This window comes from Blastococcus sp. URHD0036, assembly GCF_000701365.1.
Classification (GTDB): domain Bacteria; phylum Actinomycetota; class Actinomycetes; order Mycobacteriales; family Geodermatophilaceae; genus Trujillonella.
This window is the reverse complement of the sequence record NZ_JNIK01000001.1, coordinates 160503-179269: the sequence shown is the minus strand read 5'-3', so window position 1 is coordinate 179269 and position 18767 is coordinate 160503. Positions and strand designations below refer to the sequence as shown.

Annotated in this window: 20 protein-coding genes and 1 tRNA gene; 9 read left to right on the top strand and 12 right to left on the bottom strand. The window is 75.6% G+C overall.

Annotation, left to right across the window (positions count from 1 at the left end; all coding sequences use genetic code 11):
• The first annotated feature begins 17 nt into the window (after window positions 1-17).
• Window positions 18-320, top strand: coding sequence for a hypothetical protein (locus tag N555_RS0100895; protein ID WP_029429621.1), 303 nt, complete (start codon window positions 18-20; stop codon window positions 318-320).
• Window positions 317-472: a hypothetical protein gene (locus tag N555_RS28120; protein ID WP_197028861.1), complete on the top strand. Its 156-nt coding sequence runs from the start codon at window positions 317-319 to the stop codon at window positions 470-472. Before N555_RS0100895 ends, N555_RS28120 begins: the two co-directional genes overlap by 4 nt.
• A gap of 61 nt (window positions 473-533) precedes the next feature.
• Here the strand turns inward: N555_RS28120 and selB are convergent, their stop codons facing one another.
• The 3 genes from selB to N555_RS27665 all read right to left on the bottom strand — a co-directional run bounded on the left by selB (window position 534) and on the right by N555_RS27665 (window position 3742).
• Window positions 534-2288, bottom strand: a complete 1755-nt coding sequence (gene selB / locus N555_RS0100885) for a selenocysteine-specific translation elongation factor (RefSeq protein WP_231502551.1) — start codon at window positions 2286-2288, stop codon at window positions 534-536.
• A complete protein-coding gene (selA, locus tag N555_RS0100880; protein WP_029429619.1) occupies window positions 2285-3595 on the bottom strand; it encodes an L-seryl-tRNA(Sec) selenium transferase in 1311 nt (436 codons plus the stop codon). Before selA ends, selB begins: the two co-directional genes overlap by 4 nt.
• A gap of 51 nt (window positions 3596-3646) precedes the next feature.
• Window positions 3647-3742 (bottom strand) — tRNA-OTHER (locus tag N555_RS27665).
• Between the two features lie 120 nt (window positions 3743-3862).
• Between N555_RS27665 and N555_RS0100875 the strand changes: the two genes are divergently transcribed.
• The 6 genes from N555_RS0100875 (at window position 3863) to N555_RS0100850 (ending at window position 7734) form a co-directional block, all read left to right on the top strand.
• Window positions 3863-4477, top strand: coding sequence for a helix-turn-helix transcriptional regulator (locus N555_RS0100875; protein WP_156036018.1), 615 nt, complete (start codon window positions 3863-3865; stop codon window positions 4475-4477).
• A gap of 33 nt (window positions 4478-4510) precedes the next feature.
• The gene (gene selD, locus N555_RS0100870) at window positions 4511-5518 is read left to right on the top strand and encodes a selenide, water dikinase SelD (RefSeq protein ID WP_029429617.1); all 1008 of its coding nucleotides are present in this window, start codon (window positions 4511-4513) and stop codon (window positions 5516-5518) included.
• A 35-nt stretch (window positions 5519-5553) separates the two neighbouring features.
• Complete coding sequence (locus N555_RS0100865; RefSeq protein WP_029429616.1) at window positions 5554-6522, top strand: zinc-binding dehydrogenase; 969 nt, start codon at window positions 5554-5556, stop codon at window positions 6520-6522.
• A 16-nt stretch (window positions 6523-6538) separates the two neighbouring features.
• Window positions 6539-6847 carry a hypothetical protein gene (locus N555_RS0100860; RefSeq protein ID WP_029429615.1) on the top strand — a complete coding sequence of 103 codons (309 nt, stop codon included), beginning with the start codon at window positions 6539-6541 and terminating at the stop codon, window positions 6845-6847.
• Between the two features lie 119 nt (window positions 6848-6966).
• Window positions 6967-7200, top strand: a complete 234-nt coding sequence (locus N555_RS0100855) for a hypothetical protein (protein WP_029429614.1) — start codon at window positions 6967-6969, stop codon at window positions 7198-7200.
• Window positions 7201-7203: 3 nt separating this feature from the next.
• Window positions 7204-7734, top strand: coding sequence for a Clp protease N-terminal domain-containing protein (locus tag N555_RS0100850; RefSeq protein ID WP_029429613.1), 531 nt, complete (start codon window positions 7204-7206; stop codon window positions 7732-7734).
• Window positions 7735-7928: 194 nt separating this feature from the next.
• On the opposite strand, the gene N555_RS0100840 is transcribed toward N555_RS0100850, so the two are convergent.
• Both N555_RS0100840 and lepA read right to left on the bottom strand, forming a co-directional pair.
• Window positions 7929-8570, bottom strand: coding sequence for an MOSC domain-containing protein (locus N555_RS0100840; protein ID WP_231502550.1), 642 nt, complete (start codon window positions 8568-8570; stop codon window positions 7929-7931).
• Window positions 8571-8593: 23 nt separating this feature from the next.
• Window positions 8594-10438: a translation elongation factor 4 gene (gene lepA, locus N555_RS0100835; protein WP_029429611.1), complete on the bottom strand. Its 1845-nt coding sequence runs from the start codon at window positions 10436-10438 to the stop codon at window positions 8594-8596.
• A gap of 234 nt (window positions 10439-10672) precedes the next feature.
• Between lepA and rpsT the strand changes: the two genes are divergently transcribed.
• Window positions 10673-10939 carry a 30S ribosomal protein S20 gene (rpsT, locus tag N555_RS0100830; protein WP_029429610.1) on the top strand — a complete coding sequence of 89 codons (267 nt, stop codon included), beginning with the start codon at window positions 10673-10675 and terminating at the stop codon, window positions 10937-10939.
• Between the two features lie 179 nt (window positions 10940-11118).
• Here the strand turns inward: rpsT and holA are convergent, their stop codons facing one another.
• The 7 genes from holA to nadD form a co-directional block, all read right to left on the bottom strand.
• Window positions 11119-12102, bottom strand: a complete 984-nt coding sequence (gene holA / locus N555_RS28525) for a DNA polymerase III subunit delta (RefSeq protein ID WP_029429609.1) — start codon at window positions 12100-12102, stop codon at window positions 11119-11121.
• A 12-nt stretch (window positions 12103-12114) separates the two neighbouring features.
• A complete protein-coding gene (locus N555_RS0100820; RefSeq protein ID WP_231502549.1) occupies window positions 12115-14571 on the bottom strand; it encodes a ComEC/Rec2 family competence protein in 2457 nt (818 codons plus the stop codon).
• Window positions 14568-15440, bottom strand: a complete 873-nt coding sequence (locus tag N555_RS0100815) for a ComEA family DNA-binding protein (protein ID WP_029429607.1) — start codon at window positions 15438-15440, stop codon at window positions 14568-14570. Before N555_RS0100815 ends, N555_RS0100820 begins: the two co-directional genes overlap by 4 nt.
• Before the next feature lie 136 nt (window positions 15441-15576).
• Complete coding sequence (locus N555_RS0100810; protein ID WP_029429606.1) at window positions 15577-16461, bottom strand: DegV family protein; 885 nt, start codon at window positions 16459-16461, stop codon at window positions 15577-15579.
• Window positions 16462-16520: 59 nt separating this feature from the next.
• The gene (locus N555_RS0100805; protein ID WP_034508116.1) at window positions 16521-17252 is read right to left on the bottom strand and encodes a histidine phosphatase family protein; all 732 of its coding nucleotides are present in this window, start codon (window positions 17250-17252) and stop codon (window positions 16521-16523) included.
• Window positions 17249-17665 (bottom strand): ribosome silencing factor, encoded by a 417-nt coding sequence (rsfS, locus tag N555_RS0100800; RefSeq protein ID WP_029429604.1) that lies wholly within the window; start codon window positions 17663-17665, stop codon window positions 17249-17251. Before rsfS ends, N555_RS0100805 begins: the two co-directional genes overlap by 4 nt.
• On the bottom strand, window positions 17662-18342 hold the full coding sequence (gene nadD / locus N555_RS0100795; protein WP_081865878.1) for a nicotinate-nucleotide adenylyltransferase: 681 nt from the start codon (window positions 18340-18342) through the stop codon (window positions 17662-17664). Before nadD ends, rsfS begins: the two co-directional genes overlap by 4 nt.
• Window positions 18343-18767 lie beyond the last annotated feature (425 nt).

Genomic DNA, 18767 nt, shown 5'->3' with positions numbered 1-18767 from the left:
GAATCGGGAGGGTCGCCATGACCTACGCCTACGTGCAGGACGTCCCCATCGACACCGAGATGTACGGCCGGATCACCGCGGGCATCGGCGACGAGCCCATGACCGGACTGCTCATGCACCTGTGCGTCCGCCGGCCCGAGGGCGGGCTGCGCTACATCGACGTCTGGGAGTCCGAGGAGGACTGCACCCGGGCGTTCGACCAGCGCATCCACCCGGCCGTCGACGCGGCCTTCGGTGGGCAGCGGCCGCCGGGCGAGCCGACCGTGGAGCGGCTGGACGTCGTCGAGGTCCGCGGGGCGGGCCTCGGCGTCCGGGCATGACCGCACCCGAGGATCCCCGCGCCCGGTTCCGCGCGCTGCCCGACCCGGTTCCGCTGACCGACACCGTGGAGTCGCTGGACACCTCGACGCTCCCGGAGACCGACGAGAGCGAGGACCGCGCCCGGATGCTGCGCGAGGCCGGCGGCGCGTAGCCGTCCGTGCGCGCTCGTGCTCTGCCCACGGGGCGCGGGCAGAGCACGAGCGCGCCAACGACTACCTCAGCCGGCGGGTGTTGTCGGGCAGCCGCTCGGTCACCCCGCGGGCGTCCAGCCACTCCATGAGCGGGACGGCGACGCGACGGCTGGTCCCCCAGGCCGTGCGGGCCTGGCTGAGCGTGAACGGCGCCGGGATGCGGGAGAGCCGGTCGCGGGCCGCGTCCTCCGCACCGGGGGCCAGCACGACCCCCTCGGCGATCCGCACCAGCTGACCGGCCCGCACCGCGGCGGCGAGCTCACGTGCCCCGAGTCCGGCGGCGGCCAGCTCCTCGGCGTCCGGCGCGGCGAACGGGTCGCCGTCCAGCCGGGCGCGGATCGCGTCGACCGCCCGCTGCACCGCCGGCGGGAGACCGGCCGAGGCCGCGGCGACCCGGCCCTCCCGCAGGGACAGCGGCGGGCGGACGGCGGCGCGGACCAGCTCGTCGTCGGGCATCGCCAGCTCCCGCCGGGCCACGGCGACGGGAGGCCCGGACTCCAGCGGGTGCGCCGAGCGGTATCCGGCGACGACCCCGGGCAGGGCGGCGGCGAGTTCGTCCAGCACCCCCGGCGCCAGCAGCCACGGGCCGACGGCGTCCGCGCCGGGCGGGACCGGCCAGCCCATCGCGGCGAACTCGGCGGCGCGCACGACCCGGCGGCGGGCCAGGTCGGCTGCGGCGCCCGCGGGACCGGCCGGCTGGGCGGCCAGCTCGGCGGCCCGCTGCCGGGCCGCCCCTCGCCGCCGGAGCTCGGGCGGCGCCACGTCGCGGACGTCGGCACCGAGCACCCGGCGGGCGCCCGGGTCCCGCAGCAGCAGGCGGTCCCCGACGCGCAGGGGCAGCGCCGCCGACAGCCGCAGCCGCACCGCCGTCCCCTCCAGCGGCCGTACCCGTGCGGCCACCGCGGCGGAGCCGACGTGCACGACCAGCTCGGCCGGGAGCCGGTCGTCCGGCTCGGCCGCGAGGGAGACGTCGACGACGTCGGTGGCGCGGAACGCCCCGGGGGTGAGCAGCGCGTCGCCGCGGGCGAGCTCCTCGACCGCGATCCCGCGCAGGTTGAGCGCGACCCGGGCCGTCGCCCCGGCGCGGTCCACCGGCTCGCCGAGCGAGTGGACCCCGCGCACCGCGACCTCACGGTCGCCCAGCAGCAGCCGGTCCCCCGCCGCGACGGTTCCCGCGGCGAGGGTCCCGGTGACGACGGTGCCGGCGCCGGTGATCGGGAAGGCCCGGTCGATCCAGAGCCGCACCGGCGCGGTCCGGTCGGGCGACGGCAGCCCCGCCAGCAGCACCTCCAGTGCCGCCGCCACCTCCGGCACCCCGGCGCCGGTCACGGCGCTCACGGCGACGCCCGGCACGGTGCCCATCGACGTGTCGGCCAGCCGCCGGGTCACGTCGGCGAGGACCGGCGCGGGATCGGCGACGTCGGCCTTGGTCACCGCCAGCAGCGCGTGCCGCACGCCGAGCGCGTCGAGGACGGCGACGTGCTCGGCGGTCTGGGCCGACCAGCCGTCGTCGGCGGCGACCACCACGAGGGCGGCGGGCACGGAGCCGACCCCGGCGAGCATGTTGCCCACGAACCGCTCGTGCCCCGGGACGTCGACCACGGCCACCCGCCGGCCGGAGGGCAGCGTCGTCCAGGCGAACCCGAGGTCGATGGTCAGGCCGCGCCGGCGCTCCTCCGCCCAGCGGTCGGGCTCCATGCCGGTGAGGGCGCGGACCAGCGTCGACTTGCCGTGGTCGACGTGCCCCGCGGTGGCGATCACGTCCATCCGGGTCATCGCGCGGCCGCGCCCAGGACCGCGGTCGCCAGGGTGTCGTCGTCCTCGGGCAGGAGGCTGCGCAGGTCCAGCAGCGTGCGTCCGGCGTCCACGTACGCGACGACCGGCGGGGAGCCGCCGCGCAGCCGCTCGGCGAACTCCTCCGGCAGAGAGACGCAGGCGCTGGGCAGCGGGTGCTCGGGGGCTCCTCCCCCACCGACCCGTGCGGCGCTGTCGACCGCGACGGCGTCGACGCCGGCGGCGGCCAGCCGCCCGGCCAGTGCGTCCGCGCGCGCCCGCAGCCCGGCGACGTCTGCGGCGAGCATCCGGCGCACCGGCGGCAGCGGCCCGCGCAGCGTCGCCTCCAGCGCGGCGAGGGTCGTCTTGTCGACCCGCAGCGCCCGGTAGAGGGGATGCCGGCGCAGCCGCTGCACCAGCTCGGCCCGGCCGAGGACCAGACCCGCCTGCGGACCGCCCAGCAGCTTGTCGCCGCTGGCCAGCACGAGGTCGGCGCCGTCGGCGAGGGTGGTCTGCAGGTCCGGCTCGACGGGCAGGGCGGGGTCGGGCGCGGGGAGTCCGGAGCCGACGTCGGCCACCAGCGGGACGCCCGTGCCGGCCAGCCCCGCGGCGAGCTCGGCGACCGGGACCTCCCGGGTGAAGCCGCGGACGACGAAGTTCGACGGGTGCACCTTGAGCACCGCGCCGGTGTCGGGGCCGACGGCGCGCACGTAGTCGTCGACGGTCACCCGGTTCGTCGTCCCCACCTCGCGCAGGCGGGCCCCGGTGGACTCCAGCAGCTCGGGGATCCGGAACCCGTCGCCGATCTCGACCAGCTCGCCGCGGGCGATGACCAGCTCGCGGCCCTGGCCGAGCGCGGTGGCGACCAGCGCCAGCGCGGCGGCGCAGTTGTTGACCACGACGGCCGCCTCGGCGGCGGGCACGGCAGCGCGGAGGGCCGCGAGCGCGGCCTCGCCCCGGAGGCCGCGCCGACCCGTGGCCAGGTCGAGCTCGACGTCGGTGGTGCCGGCCGCCGCGACGACCGCCTCGACCGCTGCCGCCGAGAGCGGCGCGCGGCCGAGGTTGGTGTGCACCAGCACGCCGGTGGCGTTGAGCACCGGGCGCAGGCTCGCGGCGGTGGCGGGCAGGCCGGCGAGCACGGCGGCGACGGAATCGGCCGGCGGGAGCTCCCCGGACCGGATCCGCGCCTGCACGCTGCGTACCGCGTCCTTCACCAGATCGCGGCCCAGGCGCTCGACGGCGGGCACGATCTGCCCGTCCGCGAGCAGCGTGTCGGTGCGCGGCACGTGCCGCCGCGGGTCGGCGCTCATCGACTGCGGAGCGTAGGCGCCGGGCCGCTGGGCGGCCCGGCGCGAGACGACTGGCGGAGGCGGACGGGAATCGAACCCGCCTGACCGAGCTGCTCGGCCACGTCGGCTTTAGAGGCCGCGGGGGCCACCAGGCACCCTGACGCCTCCGGGCACCACACTACTTGCCAATGATTCTTGGGCGTGTCGCGCGGCGTGTCGCATGTAACTGCTCCGCCACTCCGCGTCGCGCCGCGAGAACTGTCGGTGGGCGGTGCCAGCATCCCCGATGTGAGCAGACGCACCGAGCCACGCCACTCCGCGACCCTGGCGCCGGTCGGGCTGGCCCCCGAGGAGGCCGCGGCCGTGGCCGTGGCCCTCGCCGCCCAGCCCGACGGCCCGTATGCCGAAGCCGGCCGGGCCGCCCTGGAGAAGGTGCTCGCCGTCCTGGAGCCGGATCCGCAGCGGCGCGCGCAGCTCCTCGCCACCAGTCTGTGGGTCAGCGCCGAGGCCGGGCGCTCCGCCGAGCTCCGCGCCTCCGCCGAGCAGGCGGTCACCCAGCGGCGCGTCGTCGTCCTCGGGTACCGCGACGGCAAGGGCCGGGCCGGCCGCCGGGTCGTGGAGCCGCAGCTGCTCACCCGCAGCAGCGACCACTGGTACCTGGTCGCGTGGTGCCGCGAGCGGCAGGCCCCGCGCTGGTTCCGGGAGGACCGCATCGAGTCGCTGGAGGTCACCGAGGAGACCGCCCCGCGGCGCGACCCCGGCCTCTTCGGCGCCCCCTCCACCACGCACCCCGCCGGTCGCGCGCTGGGCCGGGGCGCCGCCGCGCGCGTCCCGGCGGCGCGGGCATCGGTCGAGGAGCAGCCGCCCCGGCTGACCGTGCTGCGGGGCGGCCGGGAGGACTGAGCGCCGCTCCTGCCACGCACCTACATTCGGGCGGTGACCAGCACTCCCGCCCGGATCCGGCTCACCCAGTACGCGCACGGCGGCGGCTGCGCCTGCAAGATCCCGCCCGGTGAGCTGGAGCAGGTGGTCGCCGGCCTGACCGCCACCGGACCGGCCTCTCCCGCCGCCGAGCTCGTGGTGGGCCTGGACGACGGTGACGACGCCGCGGTCGTCCGCATCGCCGGTGGCCAGGGCATCGTGCTCACCACCGACTTCTTCACCCCCGTCGTCGACGACGCGTACACCTTCGGCCGGATCGCCGCGGTCAACGCCCTCTCCGACGTCTACGCCATGGGCGGCACCCCGGTCGTCGCGGTGAACCTGCTCGGCTGGCCCCGCGACGTGCTCCCCGCCGAGCTCGCCGCCGAGGTGCTGCGCGGCGGGCTCGAGGTCGCCCAGGAGGCCGGCTGCCACGTGGGCGGCGGGCACTCGATCGACGACCCGGAACCCAAGTACGGCATGGCGGTCACCGGGGTCGTCGACGTCGACCGGCTGATCACCAACTCCGCCGCCGTCGCCGGCATCCCGCTGTCCCTCACCAAGCCCCTCGGCGTGGGCGTGCTCAACAGCCGGATGAAGGCCACCGGCGAGGTCTCGGAGGAGGCGGTCGCCTCCATGACCGCGCTGAACGCCGACGCGGGCCGGGCCGCGGTCGCCGCCGGGATCCGCGCCGGCACCGATGTCACCGGCTTCGGCCTGCTCGGCCACCTCTACAAGATGGCCCGCGCCAGCGGGGTCACCGCCGTCGTCGACGCCGCCGCCGTCCCCTACCTCGCCGGCGCGCGGGAGGCGCTGGCCGCGGGCCACGTCTCGGGCGGGACCCGGCGCAACCTCGACTGGGTGCGCCCGCACACCGACCTCTCCGCGGTCACCGACGACGAGGCGCTGCTGCTGGCCGACGCGCAGACCTCGGGCGGCCTGCTGCTCGGCGGCGAGGTCCCGGGTGCACCGGTGATCGGCGAGTTCGTGCCGCGCGGCGAGTACATCGTCGTCATCCGCTGAGGTGGCCGCCGCTGCGCTCGGCTAGCGTCCGGACCATGCTGGCTGCCTTCGTCTCGTCCCCGTCGCCCGAGGACCCGCTGTCGGTCCTGGAGATCGGCGACCGCCCCGAGCCCGAACCCGCCGACGGCTGGACGACGGTGCAGGTCAAGGCCGTCTCGCTGAACCACCACGACCTGTTCAGCCTGCGCGGCATCGGCCTGCCGCAGGAGCGGATGCCGATGATCCTCGGCACCGACGCGGCGGGGCTGGACGAGGACGGCAACGAGGTCGTCGTCCACGGCGTCGTCGTCGGCACGCCCGGATGGACCGGCGACGAGACGCTGGACCCCAAGCGCACGCTCTTCTCCGAGCTGCACCAGGGCACGATGGCCGAGCGGGTCGTCGTCCCGAAGCGCAACGTGCTGCCCAAGCCGGCCGAGCTCTCCTACGCCGAGGCCGCCTGCCTGCCGACCGCCTGGCTCACCGCCTACCGGATGCTCTTCGTCCGGTCGGGGCTCCGCCCGGGGCAGACGATCCTGGTGCAGGGCGCGAGCGGCGGCGTCGCGACGGCGCTCGTCGTGCTCGGCAAGGCCGCCGGGTTCCGGGTCTGGGTGACCGGCCGCAGTGAGGAGAAGCGGGCCGCGGCGCTCGCCCTCGGCGCGGACCAGGCCTTCGAGTCCAACGCCCGGCTGCCCGAGCGGGTCGACGGCGTGATGGAGACCGTCGGTGAGGCGACCTGGTCGCACAGCGTCAAGTCGCTGAAGCCCGGCGGGGTCATCGTCACCTCGGGCGCGACCACCGGGTTCAACCCCGGCGCCGAGCTCAACCGGGTCTTCTTCACCCAGTTGTCGGTGATCGGCTCGACGATGGGCACCCGCGACGAGCTCGCCGACCTCATCGCGATGTGCCGGACGACCGGCATCCGGCCGCAGATCGACGTGGAGCTGCCGCTGACCGAGGCTCGCGAGGGCTTCGCCCGGATGCTCGAGGGCCGCACCAACGGGAAGATCGTGTTCACGCTCTGACGCGGGAGGCGGCGCGGTGATCGCTCGCATGTGGCGCGGCTGGGTCCGCACCGAGGACCGCGCCGTCTACCTCGACTACGTCGAGGCGACCGGCATGGCGGAGTACCGCCGGACGCCGGGGAACCGGGGCGCGCACATGCTCGCCCGCGACCTCGACGACGGCCGGACGGAGATCGTCACGCTCAGCTTCTGGGACTCCCTCGACGTCGTCCGCGGGTTCGCCGGGGACGACATCGCGAAGGCCGTCTTCTACGCCGATGACGACCGGTACCTCGTCGAGCGGGAGGACACCGTGACGCACTTCGACGTGCACGACGGGGCCTGACCGCCCACTCCCCCGGCCGGATCAGCGGGGCACCCACGCGGGTGCCCCGCTGATCCGCGTCCGAGAGTCTGTGTCAACGGCAGTTGACAGAGCCGGGGACGCAACTTAGGTTGACGGCCATGGCGGACACAGCAGCGGTCGCGACAGCGGCGGCCGACGACGACCCCGCGGTCGGGCTGCGCGCGGTCCGGTCGCTGCGCGTGCTGGTGGAGCGACTGGAGGCCCTGCAGGTCGACAACGCCCGGGGCCGGGGCTGGACCTGGGAGCAGATCGCCCAGTCGCTGGGCGTGAGCCGGCAGGCCGTCCACAAGAAGTACGCGGGCGGTCGCGGGCCGCTCCGACGGAGGGACTGATCCATGTTCGAGCGGTTCACCCACGAGGCGCGCGAGACCGTCGTCCAGGCGCAGGCCGAGGCCCGTCGGCTGCACAGCAGCCACGTCGGCACCGAGCACCTGCTCCTGGCACTGCTCGCTCAGGACACTCCGACCGCCGCCGTCCTGGCGCGGCACGGGCTCAGCCGCGAGCCGGTGACGGCGGCGGTGCAGGAGCTCACCGGCGACCTGGACGCCGACGCGCTCGGCAGCCTGGGCATCGACCTCGACGCCGTCCGGGAGCGGGCGGAGGCGGCGTTCGGACCCGGCGCACTGGACCAGCAGCCGGCCGACCGGCGCCGGGGCGGGCACGTGCCGTTCAGCCCGCGGGCGAAGAAGGTCCTGGAGCTGTCGCTGCGCGAGACCCTGGCGATGAAACAGAAGACGATCACCGACGGCCACATCGCCCTCGGCCTCATCCGGGAGGGACAGGGCCTGGCCATGCGGGTGGTCGCCGACCGGGGCATCGACGGCCCCGGGCTGGCCGGGGAGATCAGGGTCGCGCTGCGCTCCTGAACGCGGCGACCCTCGTCCGTCCGGGATGACGCGGCGGGTGGAGACCCGGCGCAGGCTGACGGCTCCACCACCGGGAGGGGCGATCGATGAACGGCTGGCTGATGTGGGGCCTGATCCTGCCCGTACTGCTGGTGGTCGCCGGCATCGTCAGCATCCGGCGCCGCAACGGCCGGCGCTGACCCGGAGGTCCCCGGTCAGGCCGGGCGGGCGATCCGCGTCTCGATGCGCTTCTCGATGCGGGCGGCGACCTTCGCCCGGGTCCGCTCCGGCAGGGCCGGTAGCGCCGGTGCCAGTTCCGGCAGCCGGTGCTTCTCGGTGGTGTAGGCGCGGAACGCCGTCCCGACGGTGACTCCGTGGGAGGGCCGCTCGACGACCTCGACCGGGTCGCCGGCGCCGACGTCCCCGGTCTCGACCACCCGCAGGTAGGCGCCCGGCGCCCCGTGCCGGGTGAAGCGCCTGACCAGCTGGGGCACGCCCCAGAACCGCTCGAAGTTGGCGCACGGGATGCGGCAGTCGGTCACCTCGAGCAGCACGCTGCCCACCCGCCAGCGCTCCCCGAGGACGGCGCCGGTCAGGTCCAGTCCGCTGGTGCGGAGGTTCTCGCCGAAGCGGCCGGCCGGCAGCTCGCGGTCGAGCTCGGCGGCCCACCAGTCGGCGTCCTCCTGGGCGTAGGCGTAGAGCGCCTGCCCCTCACCGCCGTGGTACCGGCGGTTGACCTGGACGTCGCCGTCGAGGCCGAGCGGGTGGACGGCGACCCGGCCGGTCACCGGCCGCTTGTCGATGCCGGTGCGGACGGGCTTGCGGTCGGGGACGGACGGGAGGTCCGTGCCGGACACGCAGACGGCCTCGAGCCGGCCGGTCACTTCTTGGAGGCGGTCGACTCGTTGGTGGAGAGCGCGGCGACGAACGCCTCCTGGGGGACCTCGACGCGGCCGACCATCTTCATCCGCTTCTTGCCCTCCTTCTGCTTCTCCAGCAGCTTCCGCTTGCGGGTGATGTCACCGCCGTAGCACTTGGCGAGGACGTCCTTGCGGATCGCGCGGACCGTCTCGCGGGCGATCACCCGGGAGCCGACGGCGGCCTGGATCGGCACCTCGAACTGCTGCCGCGGGATCAGCTCGCGCAGCTTCCCGGCCATCATCACGCCGTAGCTGTAGGCCTTGTCCTTGTGCACGATCGCGCTGAACGCGTCGACGGCCTCGCCCTGGAGCAGGATGTCCACCTTGACCAGCGCGGACTCCTGTTCGCCGGCCTCCTGGTAGTCGAGGGAGGCGTAGCCGCGGGTCTTGGACTTCAGCGCGTCGAAGAAGTCGAAGATGATCTCGCCGAGGGGCAGCGTGTACCGCAGCTCGACCCGCGACTCGCTCAGGTAGTCCATGCCGCCGAGCTGGCCGCGGCGGCCCTGGCAGAGCTCCATGATCGCGCCGGTGTAGTCGCTGGGCGCGATGATCGTGGCGTTGACGATCGGCTCGTAGACCGTGTCGATCTTGCCCTCGGGCCAGTCGCTCGGGTTGGTCACGGTGATCTCCGAGCGGTCCTCCATGACCACCCGGTAGACGACGTTCGGCGCGGTGGAGATGAGGCTGATGCCGGCCTCGCGCTCCAGCCGCTCGCGGACGATCTCCAGGTGCAGCAGGCCGAGGAAGCCGACCCGGAAGCCGAAGCCGAGCGCCGCCGAGGTCTCGGGCTCGTAGGTCAGCGCGGCGTCGTTGAGCAGCAGCTTGTCCAGCGCCTCGCGCAGCAGCGGGTAGTCGCTGCCGTCGATGGGATAGAGGCCGGAGTAGACCATCGGCTTGGGGTCCCGGTAGCCGCCGATGGACTCGCTCGCCGGCTTGTGCTGCAGGGTCACGGTGTCGCCGACGCGGGACTGGCGGACGTCCTTCACCCCGGTGATGAAGTAGCCGACCTCGCCGACGCCGAGGCTCTCCACCGGCTTGGGCTCCGGGGAGATGACGCCGATCTCCAGCAGCTCGTGCGTGGCGCCGGTCGACATCATCTTGATCTTGTCGCGGGCGGAGATCCGGCCGTCGACGACGCGGACGTAGGTGATGACGCCCCGGTAGATGTCGTAGACCGAGTCGAAGATCATCGCGCGGGCCGGGCCGGCGTCGACGCCGGTGGGCGCGGGGATCTCGGTGACGATGCGGTCGAGCAGCTCGGGGACGCCGACGCCGGTCTTGCCGCTGACCCGCAGGACGTCGTCGGGCTCGCAGCCGATGATGTGCGCGATCTCCTCGGCGTACCGCTCGGGCTGGGCGGCCGGCAGGTCGATCTTGTTGAGCACCGGGATGATCGTGAGGTCGTTCTCCAGCGCCAGGTACAGGTTGGCCAGCGTCTGCGCCTCGATGCCCTGGGCGGCGTCGACGAGGAGGACCGCGCCCTCGCAGGCGGCCAGCGACCGGGAGACCTCGTAGGTGAAGTCGACGTGGCCCGGGGTGTCGATCATGTCGAGCACGAACTCGGTGCCGGTGTGCTCGCCCGATCGCGGCGTCCACGGCAGCCGGACGTTCTGCGCCTTGATGGTGATCCCGCGCTCGCGCTCGATGTCCATGCGGTCGAGGTACTGGGCGCGCATGTTGCGCCCCTCGACCAGCCCGGTGACCTCCAGCATGCGGTCGGCCAACGTCGACTTGCCGTGGTCGATGTGGGCGATGATGCAGAAGTTCCGGATCAGGCGCGGGTCGGTGGCAGCAGGAGTCGTCACAGTGCCTCCATCGTCCCATGCCCGCCCGGCGGGGCGGGCGCCTCGTGGCGACGCGCCGGTTCCGTGCCGTGGGGGGACGGGGCCGCGGCGGGACCGGCCGGGGGGCCGACCACACGGTGTGGGCCGGCCGCGTCGGCGCTGGTATCTTGGTAGACCGGTCCGTGATCGCAGGGTGTCGAGCCCGCGTCCGGACGCACTGTCAGACTCCCTCCAGCGAGACACCGAGGCTCACGCGTGGCGAACATCAAGTCCCAGATGAAGCGGATCAAGACCAACGAGAAGGCGCGTCAGCGCAACGTCGCGGTCAAGTCCGCCCTCAAGACGGCGGTCCGTCGCGTCCGCACGGCCGCCGAGTCCGGCGACGCCGCCGCCGCGGCCAGCGCCTTCCAGGTCGCCGCGAAGCAGCTCGACAAGGCCGCCAGCAAGGGCGTCATCCACAAGAACCAGGCCGCGAACCGCAAGTCGGGTCTCGCCAAGCAGGTCGCCGGTCTCGAGGGCTGACCTCACCGCTTCTCCGTCGAGCCCCTCTCCCACTTCGGGAGGGGGGCTCGACGCATGTCCGGGCCGTGCCGCGAGCGGCCCACGACCGGCGGTGGGGCCGGGGGTTATGACCGCGGGAGGCCGGGGGTTCTGCCCGGCGGGGGCCGCCGGAGGGAGCCGACCGGCGGGGGCCGACCGGCTCAGCGGCGGCCCGACGTGGCGACCCGGATGCCGATGAGCCGTCGCACCGCCCGCTCGAGCGCGTAGTCCGCGCTCGCGGCAGCACCCTTCACGTCGGCGTTCAGCTCCGCGGTCACGCCGATGGCCTGCTGCAGCCCGTCGATGCTCCAGCCACGGGCCTGGGCACTGGCCCGGTCGACCTTCCAGAACGGCATGCCGAGGGTCCGCGCGAGGTCGCCGGACCGGGCGTTGAGCGACTTGACCCGAGCTGCCGTCCGGACGCCGTCGGCGAGGGCGTCGGCGATGAGCACGTGGGCCACCCCGCGGCCGAGCGCCCAGCGCAGGGTCTCCAGCGATCCGGTCATGTCGCCGACCATCACCTTGTCGGCGACGGCGAACCCGTTGGCCTCGGCCTGACCCCGGTAGAACCGGGCGACGGAGTCCACGTCGATCGTCCCGCCGAAGTCGGAGACCAGCTGGCTCGCCGCCGACGACAGGTCGCGCAGGTCGTTGCCGACGGCCTCCAGCAGGGCGGTGGCGGCATCGGCGGCGATGCGGCCCCCGGCCAGGCGGACCTCGTTGCGGATGAAGGCCAGCCGGTCGCCGGCGGACTTGATCTTCGGGCACTCGTCGACAGCGGCACCGGCGGACTTGAAGGCCTTGAGCAGCGCGTCGTTGCGCTTCCCGCCGTTGTGCACGACGACGAGCGTCAGGTCGGGGTCGGCCTCCTTGGCGTAGCCGGTGAGCGCGTCGCAGAGGGCTCCGGCGGCCTCGTGGACGCCCGTGACGACGACCAGACGATGGCCGCCGAACAGCGAGGGCGCCAGCACGTCGGCGAGGTCCCCCAGCGGCAGGCCGGCCGCGGCCAGGTCGTGCTCCTCGACGTCGGGGTACCGGGCCAGCACGGCGGTGCGGACGGCCGACAAGGCCCGGCTGCGCAGCAACTCCTCCTCGCCGACGACGACCCGCAGGTGGGACGTCGGGGCGGGGGGTGCGGCAGCCACCCGGGCATCGTGTCACGGCGGTCCGATGGTCCCGGCGCACCACGGCCCGCGCTCCGTCCGCCGGCGCACCACGTACCGGCCCGCGGTCGCACCGGGCGGACCCCGGGCCGGGAGGTCCGGCGCGGCTGCCCCGGGGTCCGCGCCCCGGGGGACGACGGCCCACCCCGCCGCGGATCCGGTGATCGCGACGTCCCCGTCGCGGTCGGTGCGGTAGACCCGCATGCCGCCCTGGGCCAGCCACCCCAGCAGCCGGCGGGTCGGGTGGCCGTAGGTGTTGTCCGCGCCGACCGAGACGATCGCCACGCGGGCCTGGCTCGCGGCCAGGAAGTCGGGGTCGTTGTCGGCGCTGCCGTGGTGCGGCACCTTCAGGACGTCTGCCCGCAGGTCCGGGTCCCGGCGCAGCAACCGCTGCTCGGCCTGCGCACTGAGGTCGCCGGTGAGCAGGATCCGCAGGCCGTGCACGGTCACCCGGACGACGAGGGACAGGTCGTTGGGCTCCGCGCCGCGGGTGGCGCTCTGCGGCGTCGGTCCCAGCACCTCGATCGAGGCCGCGGCGACCTGCCGCCGGTCTCCCGGCAGCAGCACCTCCCGCCGCGCTCCGGCGTCGCGGACCGTCCTCGCCAGCGCCCCCGCGCGGTCGTCGGCGGGCGAGAGCGTGCCGGTCGCGACCACCCCCACCTCCCGGCCGCCGAGCGCGCCGGCCAACCCCCCGACGTGATCGGCGTCCAGGTGGGAGACCAGCACGAGCGGCAGCCGGTCGATGCCGAGCCGGTCGAGGCAGCGGTCCACCGGGGCGAGATCGGGTCCCGCGTCGACGAGGACCCCCTCCCCCGGGCCGGTGGGCACCACGAGGGCATCGCCCTGCCCCACGTCGCAGGCCACCAGGACGGCGTCGGGCGGCGGCCAGCCGCGGGTCACCTGGCGCAGCGGCCAGCCGACCAGCAGGGCCCCCACGATGAGCGCGAGGGCAAGCGCACGCAGCCTCGGCCAGCGCCAGAGCGCAGCGGCGACCGCCGCGATCAGCCCGGTCAGCAGGAGCGCCCCGGTCGTCCCGGCGGGCCAGCCCGTGACCGCGTCGGGCAGCCCGGCGGCCGACCGCGCCACGAGCACCAGCCAGCGGACCGGCCAGCCCGCCAGCCAGGTCAGGCAGTCGGCCAGAGGCGCCGCCACGGGGCCGACCACGGCCGCCAGCAGTCCCAGCACCGTCGCCGGGGCGACCGCCGGTGCCGCGAGCAGGTTCGCGGGCAGCGACACCAGGCTGACGAGCCCGGAGAGGCCGGCGACGAGCGGCGCTGTGGCAAGCCCCGCGGCCGCGCTCACGGCGACCGCGTCGGCGAGGAGGCGCGGCCATCCTCGCGCCCTCAGCCGCCGGGACCAGCCCGGGACCAGGAGCACGATCGCGGCCGTCGCGGCCACGGAGAGGGCGAAGCCCGCGTCCCGTGCCAGCCGCGGATCGACGACCAGGAGGACGACGACCGCCCCGGACAGCGCCGGCACCGCCGCGCGAGACCGGCCCGAGGCGAGGGCCAGGAGCGAGACCGCACCCATCGCAGCCGCCCGCAGCACGCTCGCCGTCGGCCGGGCCAGGAGGACGAAGCCGATCAACGCCACCGAGGCGACGACCGCCTGGACCCGGCGGTCCGTGGCGCGGCGGCGGAGCGGGGCCAGCACGCCGCTGAGGACGATCGCCACGTTCGCGCCCGACACCGCGGTGAGGTGGGAGAGCCCGGAGCGCCGGAAGTCCTCCTCCAGCAGCGGATCCAGGCCCGTCGTGTCGCCGACCACCAGCCCGGGGAGCAGCCCGGCAGCGGCGGGGTCCAGCGTGCGGTCCGCCGAGGACGCGAGGGCCGCGCGCAGGCTCCCGGCCGCCCGCTGGGCCCAGGGCGGGTCGCCGAGGAGCTCGGGCGGGCCACGGGCCGACACCCGGGCCACCACGCCGTCGGCCGGCCCGGCGGGGGTCACCACGCCACGGGTGCGTACCGCTTGCCCCGGGAGCAGACCGGCCCACTCCTCCGCCGGCGCGAAGACCACCACCGCATCGTCGAGGGCGACGGTCCCCGGTCCGCGCGCGAGCCGGGTCACCGTCGCCTCGACCACCACCCGGGGTGGCCCCGCCCCGGCGACCAGCCGCGGGTCGCTGTCGGTCCGGAGCTCCAGCAGCACCGGGCTCTCGCCGGACGACGCGCCCGCGAGGGGCGATGCCTCACGGTCCCACGACCGCAGCGCCGCGCTCGCCGCCGCCAGGACCAGGGCCGCCGACGCCGCGGCCACCACCAGCGCGCGGCCGGAGGGGCGACCGCGGACCAGACCTCCGGCCACGGCGGCGGCGCCGACGGCGACACCGGCGAGGAGCGGCCACGACGCGAGAGGGGCCACGAGCGTGGTCCCCCACACGACCGCGGCGGCCGGCGCCAGGCGCAGGTCCGTCCACGTCCACCGGCGATCGGGCTCCGGGACGACGCTCCTCACACCGCCACCAGGTCGACCAGCTCGTCGAAGGTGGCCGGCCCGATGCCGGGCACGTCCTCGAGCTCGTCGACGGCCGTGAACGGCCCGTTCTGCGCGCGGTGGTCGACGATGCGCTGGGCCAGCACCGGACCGATGCCCGGCAACGCGTCCAGATCGGCCACGGTCGCGCTGTTCAGCGACACCCGGCCGCCCGCGACCGGCGGCGCCGCCCCAGGGCCGCCGCCGACCGCCCCGGAGCCCACGGCGATCTGCTGCCCGTCGGTGACCACCGCGGCGAGGTTGACCGCGGCCGGGTCCACCCCCGGAGCGAACCCCCCGGCCGCAGCGACGGCATCGGCCACGCGCGACCCTCCGGGCAGCACCACCAACCCCGGCCGGATGACCTGCCCCACCACCGACACCGTCACCGTGGGAGCGGTCTCCGCGGCCGTGCCCACCGAGGGGGCGGCCGGCGGCGGCTGACTGCTGCTCACCACCGGCTCGCCGTCCACCGGCTCCGCGCGCGGCTGGCCCAGCCACGTCCAGCCGACGAGGACCAGCGCGCCGGCCAGAGCCGCCACCAGGAGCGCGCGGACGCCGGGTCGCCCGGGTGCCATCCGCACCGCCGACCCGGGTGCCCGGTGCCGGCCGATCCCCTCCGGCAGGGCGTCCTCCTCCGCTGCATCCGGCTCCCCGGCCGCCGACCCGACGGGCCTGGGCGCATCGGGCGCCGGCGTGGGGGCCCAGGGCGGGGGGAACGGATCGCCGGGGTCCTCGTCCGGCAGGTCGTCGGGCAGCCACCCGCCGTTGCGCTGCCCCTCGCTGAGGAGCAGCCGCAGACGAGCTCGGATCAGATCGGCGTCGTCGACGCGGCGGGAGGAGAGACGCACCCGGCGGACGCTAGGCAGGCGCCCGCGCTCGGATGCCGCGGCGCCGGAACCTGTGGATCGGCCCGCCGTCTGTGGACAGTCGGAGGGTCACCGTCGGCCCGCGGGAGCAGAGTCGCCGGCTGTGCCGATCACCTGCTCAGTGCGCCTCGTCCTCCGGAGGGGCGCCACCCGGATCCGTCGTCGGCGAGACGACCACCCCGAGCGCTCCGGGACCGACGTGGGCGCCGATCGCCGCGCCCAGTTCGCTCACCACGAGCTCGCCCGCCTGGGGCAGCGCCTGGCGCAGGTCGTCCGCCAGCCGCTGTGCGCGTTCGGGGGCGGCGAGGTGGTGCACGGCGAGGTCCACCGGGCCGCCGGCCGCCGTCTCGACCGCCCGCTGGACCAGGCGGGCCAGGGCGCGGGCGGAGGTCCGCACCTTCTCCAGGGGCACGACCTGCCCGTCGACCATGTGCAGGACCGGCTTCATCGACAGCGCCGTACCGAGCAGCGACGCGGCGGCACCGATCCGGCCGCCGCGGCGCAGGTGCTCCAGGGTGTCCACCACGAACAGCGTGCGCGTCCGGCTCGCGGTCGTCCGGGCCGCGTCGGCGACCGCATGTGCGTCGCCACCCTGCTCCGCGGTCCGGACGGCGGCGAGGACCGCGAAGCCGGTGCCCATGGCCGCCGAGCGCGAGTCGATGACGGTGACGAGGTGCTCACCGACCTGGGCGGCGGCCATCCGCGCCGCGTCCGCGGTGCTGGAGAGCTCGGCCGACAGGTGGATCGAGACGACCCGCTCGGCCCCGCCGTCGAGGCACCGGCGGTAGGCGGCGATGAAGTCACCCGGCGTCGGCCGGGAGGTGGAGACCTGCTGGCCACGGGTGCTCAGGGCGCGGGCCACGTCGTGCGGCGAGATGTCGGCGCCCTCCCGGCCGGACCGGCCCGCCAGGACGACGTACAGCGGCACGACCTCGATGCCGTGCCGCTCGACGAGGTCCGCGGGCAGGTACGCCGTGGAGTCGGTGACCACGGCGACGGACATCCCGCGAGGCTAGCCGGACCGAGCGGCACCTCAGCCGGACACCGCAGGGGAACGCCCGGTCAGGCGACGGCGTCGGCGTCCTCGGCCGCGGCGTCCTCCGGGGCGGGTCTGGCCAGGCCCTCCCGCGCCGTGCCGGGTCGCTGCGCCGGGAGTCCGCCCAGTGGGGCCCAGTTGTGCCGGAGCACCCGCCATCGCGAGCCCAGGGGCACGATCTCGCTCCAGGCGCAGTTGGCCAGTGGGCCGAAGACGCGCAGGTGCTCGGGTCCCAGGTCCAGCAGGGCCTCCAGGAGCCGGCCGCTGGTGCCGCCGTGCGTGACGAGGACGGCCGTCCGGGCCGGCGGGAGGTCGGACACCACCGAGAGCGCGCGGGCGGCGACCGCCCCTGGCTCCTCCCCGCCCCGGTCGCGGACCGCCCGGCCCGCCACCCAGTCGGCGTACTGCTCGGGATACCGGGCCGCCACCTCGTCGCGGGTGAGTCCCTCCCAGTCGCCGAGTCCGTGCTCGCGCAGCCGGGCGTCGACCTGCAGGGGCAGCCCGAGGAGCCCGGTGAGCGCGGTGGCTGTCTGCACCGCCCGGTCGAGGTCGCTGGAGACGACGACGGTGTCGTCACCGGTCAGCCCGAGCGCCGACACCAGGTGCTCCGCGGCGACGGTGGCCTGGCGGTGGCCCTCCGCGTCCAGCGGCGGGTCCAGCTGGCCCTGGAAACGCCCCTCGGCGTTCCACTCGGTGCGCCCGTGCCGCCACAGGACCAGGCGCGACACCCGGGCGGGCGGCTCGGACGCGGCGCTCACCGGGCGGGCGCCTGGGGCTCCGCCGGATCCCCGTCAGCCGCCGCCGGGGGCGCGGTGCTGTCGACGAAGGGGATGGTCGGACAGTCCTTCCAGAGTCGCTCGAGCGCGTAGTACGCCCGCTCCTCGGCGTGCTGGACGTGCACGACGACGTCGACGAAGTCGAGCAGCACCCAGCGTGCCTCGGCCACCCCCTCGCGGCGGACGGGCTTGACGCCGTGCTCGCGCAGCCGGTCCTCGACCTCGTCGACGATGGCCTGCACCTGCCGCTCGCTGGGCGCCGAGGCCAGGACGAAGGCGTCGGTGATCGCCAGCCGGTCGCTGACGTCGACGATGGACACATCGGTGGCGAGCTTGTCCGCGGCGGCCTGGGCGGCCAGCTGTGCGGTCTCCCGCGCCTCGACCGAGGCGGTCATCGGGGTACCTCCTGGGGATCGGTGGCCGGCGGTCCGCCGGCCGGGGTGGCGGCAGAGATGCCGCCGGGGTGGGGCACGCCGTCGGCGGATCGGTACCCGGCCCGGGCCCGGGACGGCGAGCGGTACAGCCCGCGCTTCTCGATGTACTGGACGACGCCGTCGGGGACGAGGTACCAGACCGGCATGCCCCGGCCCACCCGGTCGCGGCAATCGGTGGAGCTGATCGCCAGCGCCGGCACCTCGACCAGGCTCACCTTGCCCTGCGGGAGATGGGTGTCCTCCAACTGGAAGCCGGGCCGGGTCACGCCGATGAAGTGGGCCAGCTCCAGGAACCGGTCGCTGTCGCGCCAGCCCAGGATCTGGGCCAGCGCGTCTGCACCGGTGATGAAGAACAGCTCGGCGTCGGGGCGCTGGGCCTGGAGGTCGGTGAGCGTGTCGACCGTGTACGTGGGGCCGCCGCGGTCGACGTCGACCCGGGAGACCGAGAAGCGCGGATTGGAGGCGGTGGCGATGACCGTCATCAGGTAGCGGTCCTCGGCGGGGCTGACCTCGCGGTCGCTCTTCTGCCACGGCTCACCGGTCGGGACGAACACGACCTCGTCCAGGCCGAAGAGGCCGGCGACCTCGCTGGCGGCCACGAGGTGCCCGTGGTGGATGGGATCGAACGTCCCACCCATGACCCCGATCCGACCACCCGCCACCGATCGAGCCTAACCGGGTTCCGCCAGGCCCCACGGCCGAGGCGGGAGGGGCCACCCGGACGAGGTCACGGCCGGGCGCTCACCAGGCGGGCCGTGCGCCGGAGGGAGCGTCCGGGGCCGGCCGCTTCGGGCCGGCCCCGGACGGGACGCCGGGAGCCTCCCGGCCGGGGAGAGGTGCTCCGCGTGACCGGCTCCCCCGTGCCGCCGGTCACCGCCGGACCGTCGCCCCCAGAGCTGACGCCTCTCACAACTGACGCCCCTGGGGACGCCGCGCCCGAGGGCGGCCGGTCCGGCACCGGGACGAACCCGGCACCCGCGCTGCACCAACGGCGCGGGACCGATCCGGTTACGGCCGTCCCGGCGTGTCGTGCTCACCGGAGCCCAGGTCGCAGTGAGGAGGC

Bases quoted from the DNA above. Each gene is read 5' to 3' on its own strand.
- N555_RS0100895 (WP_029429621.1), top strand. From the start codon at position 18: ATGACCTACGCCTACGTGCAGGACGTCCCCATCGACACCGAGATGTAC.
- N555_RS28120 (WP_197028861.1), top strand. From the start codon at position 317: ATGACCGCACCCGAGGATCCCCGCGCCCGGTTCCGCGCGCTGCCCGAC.
- selB (WP_231502551.1), bottom strand. From the start codon at position 2,288: ATGACCCGGATGGACGTGATCGCCACCGCGGGGCACGTCGACCACGGC.
- selA (WP_029429619.1), bottom strand. From the start codon at position 3,595: ATGAGCGCCGACCCGCGGCGGCACGTGCCGCGCACCGACACGCTGCTC.
- N555_RS0100865 (WP_029429616.1), top strand. From the start codon at position 5,554: ATGCTGGCTGCCTTCGTCTCGTCCCCGTCGCCCGAGGACCCGCTGTCG.
- N555_RS0100855 (WP_029429614.1), top strand. From the start codon at position 6,967: ATGGCGGACACAGCAGCGGTCGCGACAGCGGCGGCCGACGACGACCCC.
- N555_RS0100850 (WP_029429613.1), top strand. From the start codon at position 7,204: ATGTTCGAGCGGTTCACCCACGAGGCGCGCGAGACCGTCGTCCAGGCG.
- N555_RS0100810 (WP_029429606.1), bottom strand. From the start codon at position 16,461: ATGTCCGTCGCCGTGGTCACCGACTCCACGGCGTACCTGCCCGCGGAC.
- rsfS (WP_029429604.1), bottom strand. From the start codon at position 17,665: ATGACCGCCTCGGTCGAGGCGCGGGAGACCGCACAGCTGGCCGCCCAG.
- nadD (WP_081865878.1), bottom strand. From the start codon at position 18,342: ATGGGTGGGACGTTCGATCCCATCCACCACGGGCACCTCGTGGCCGCC.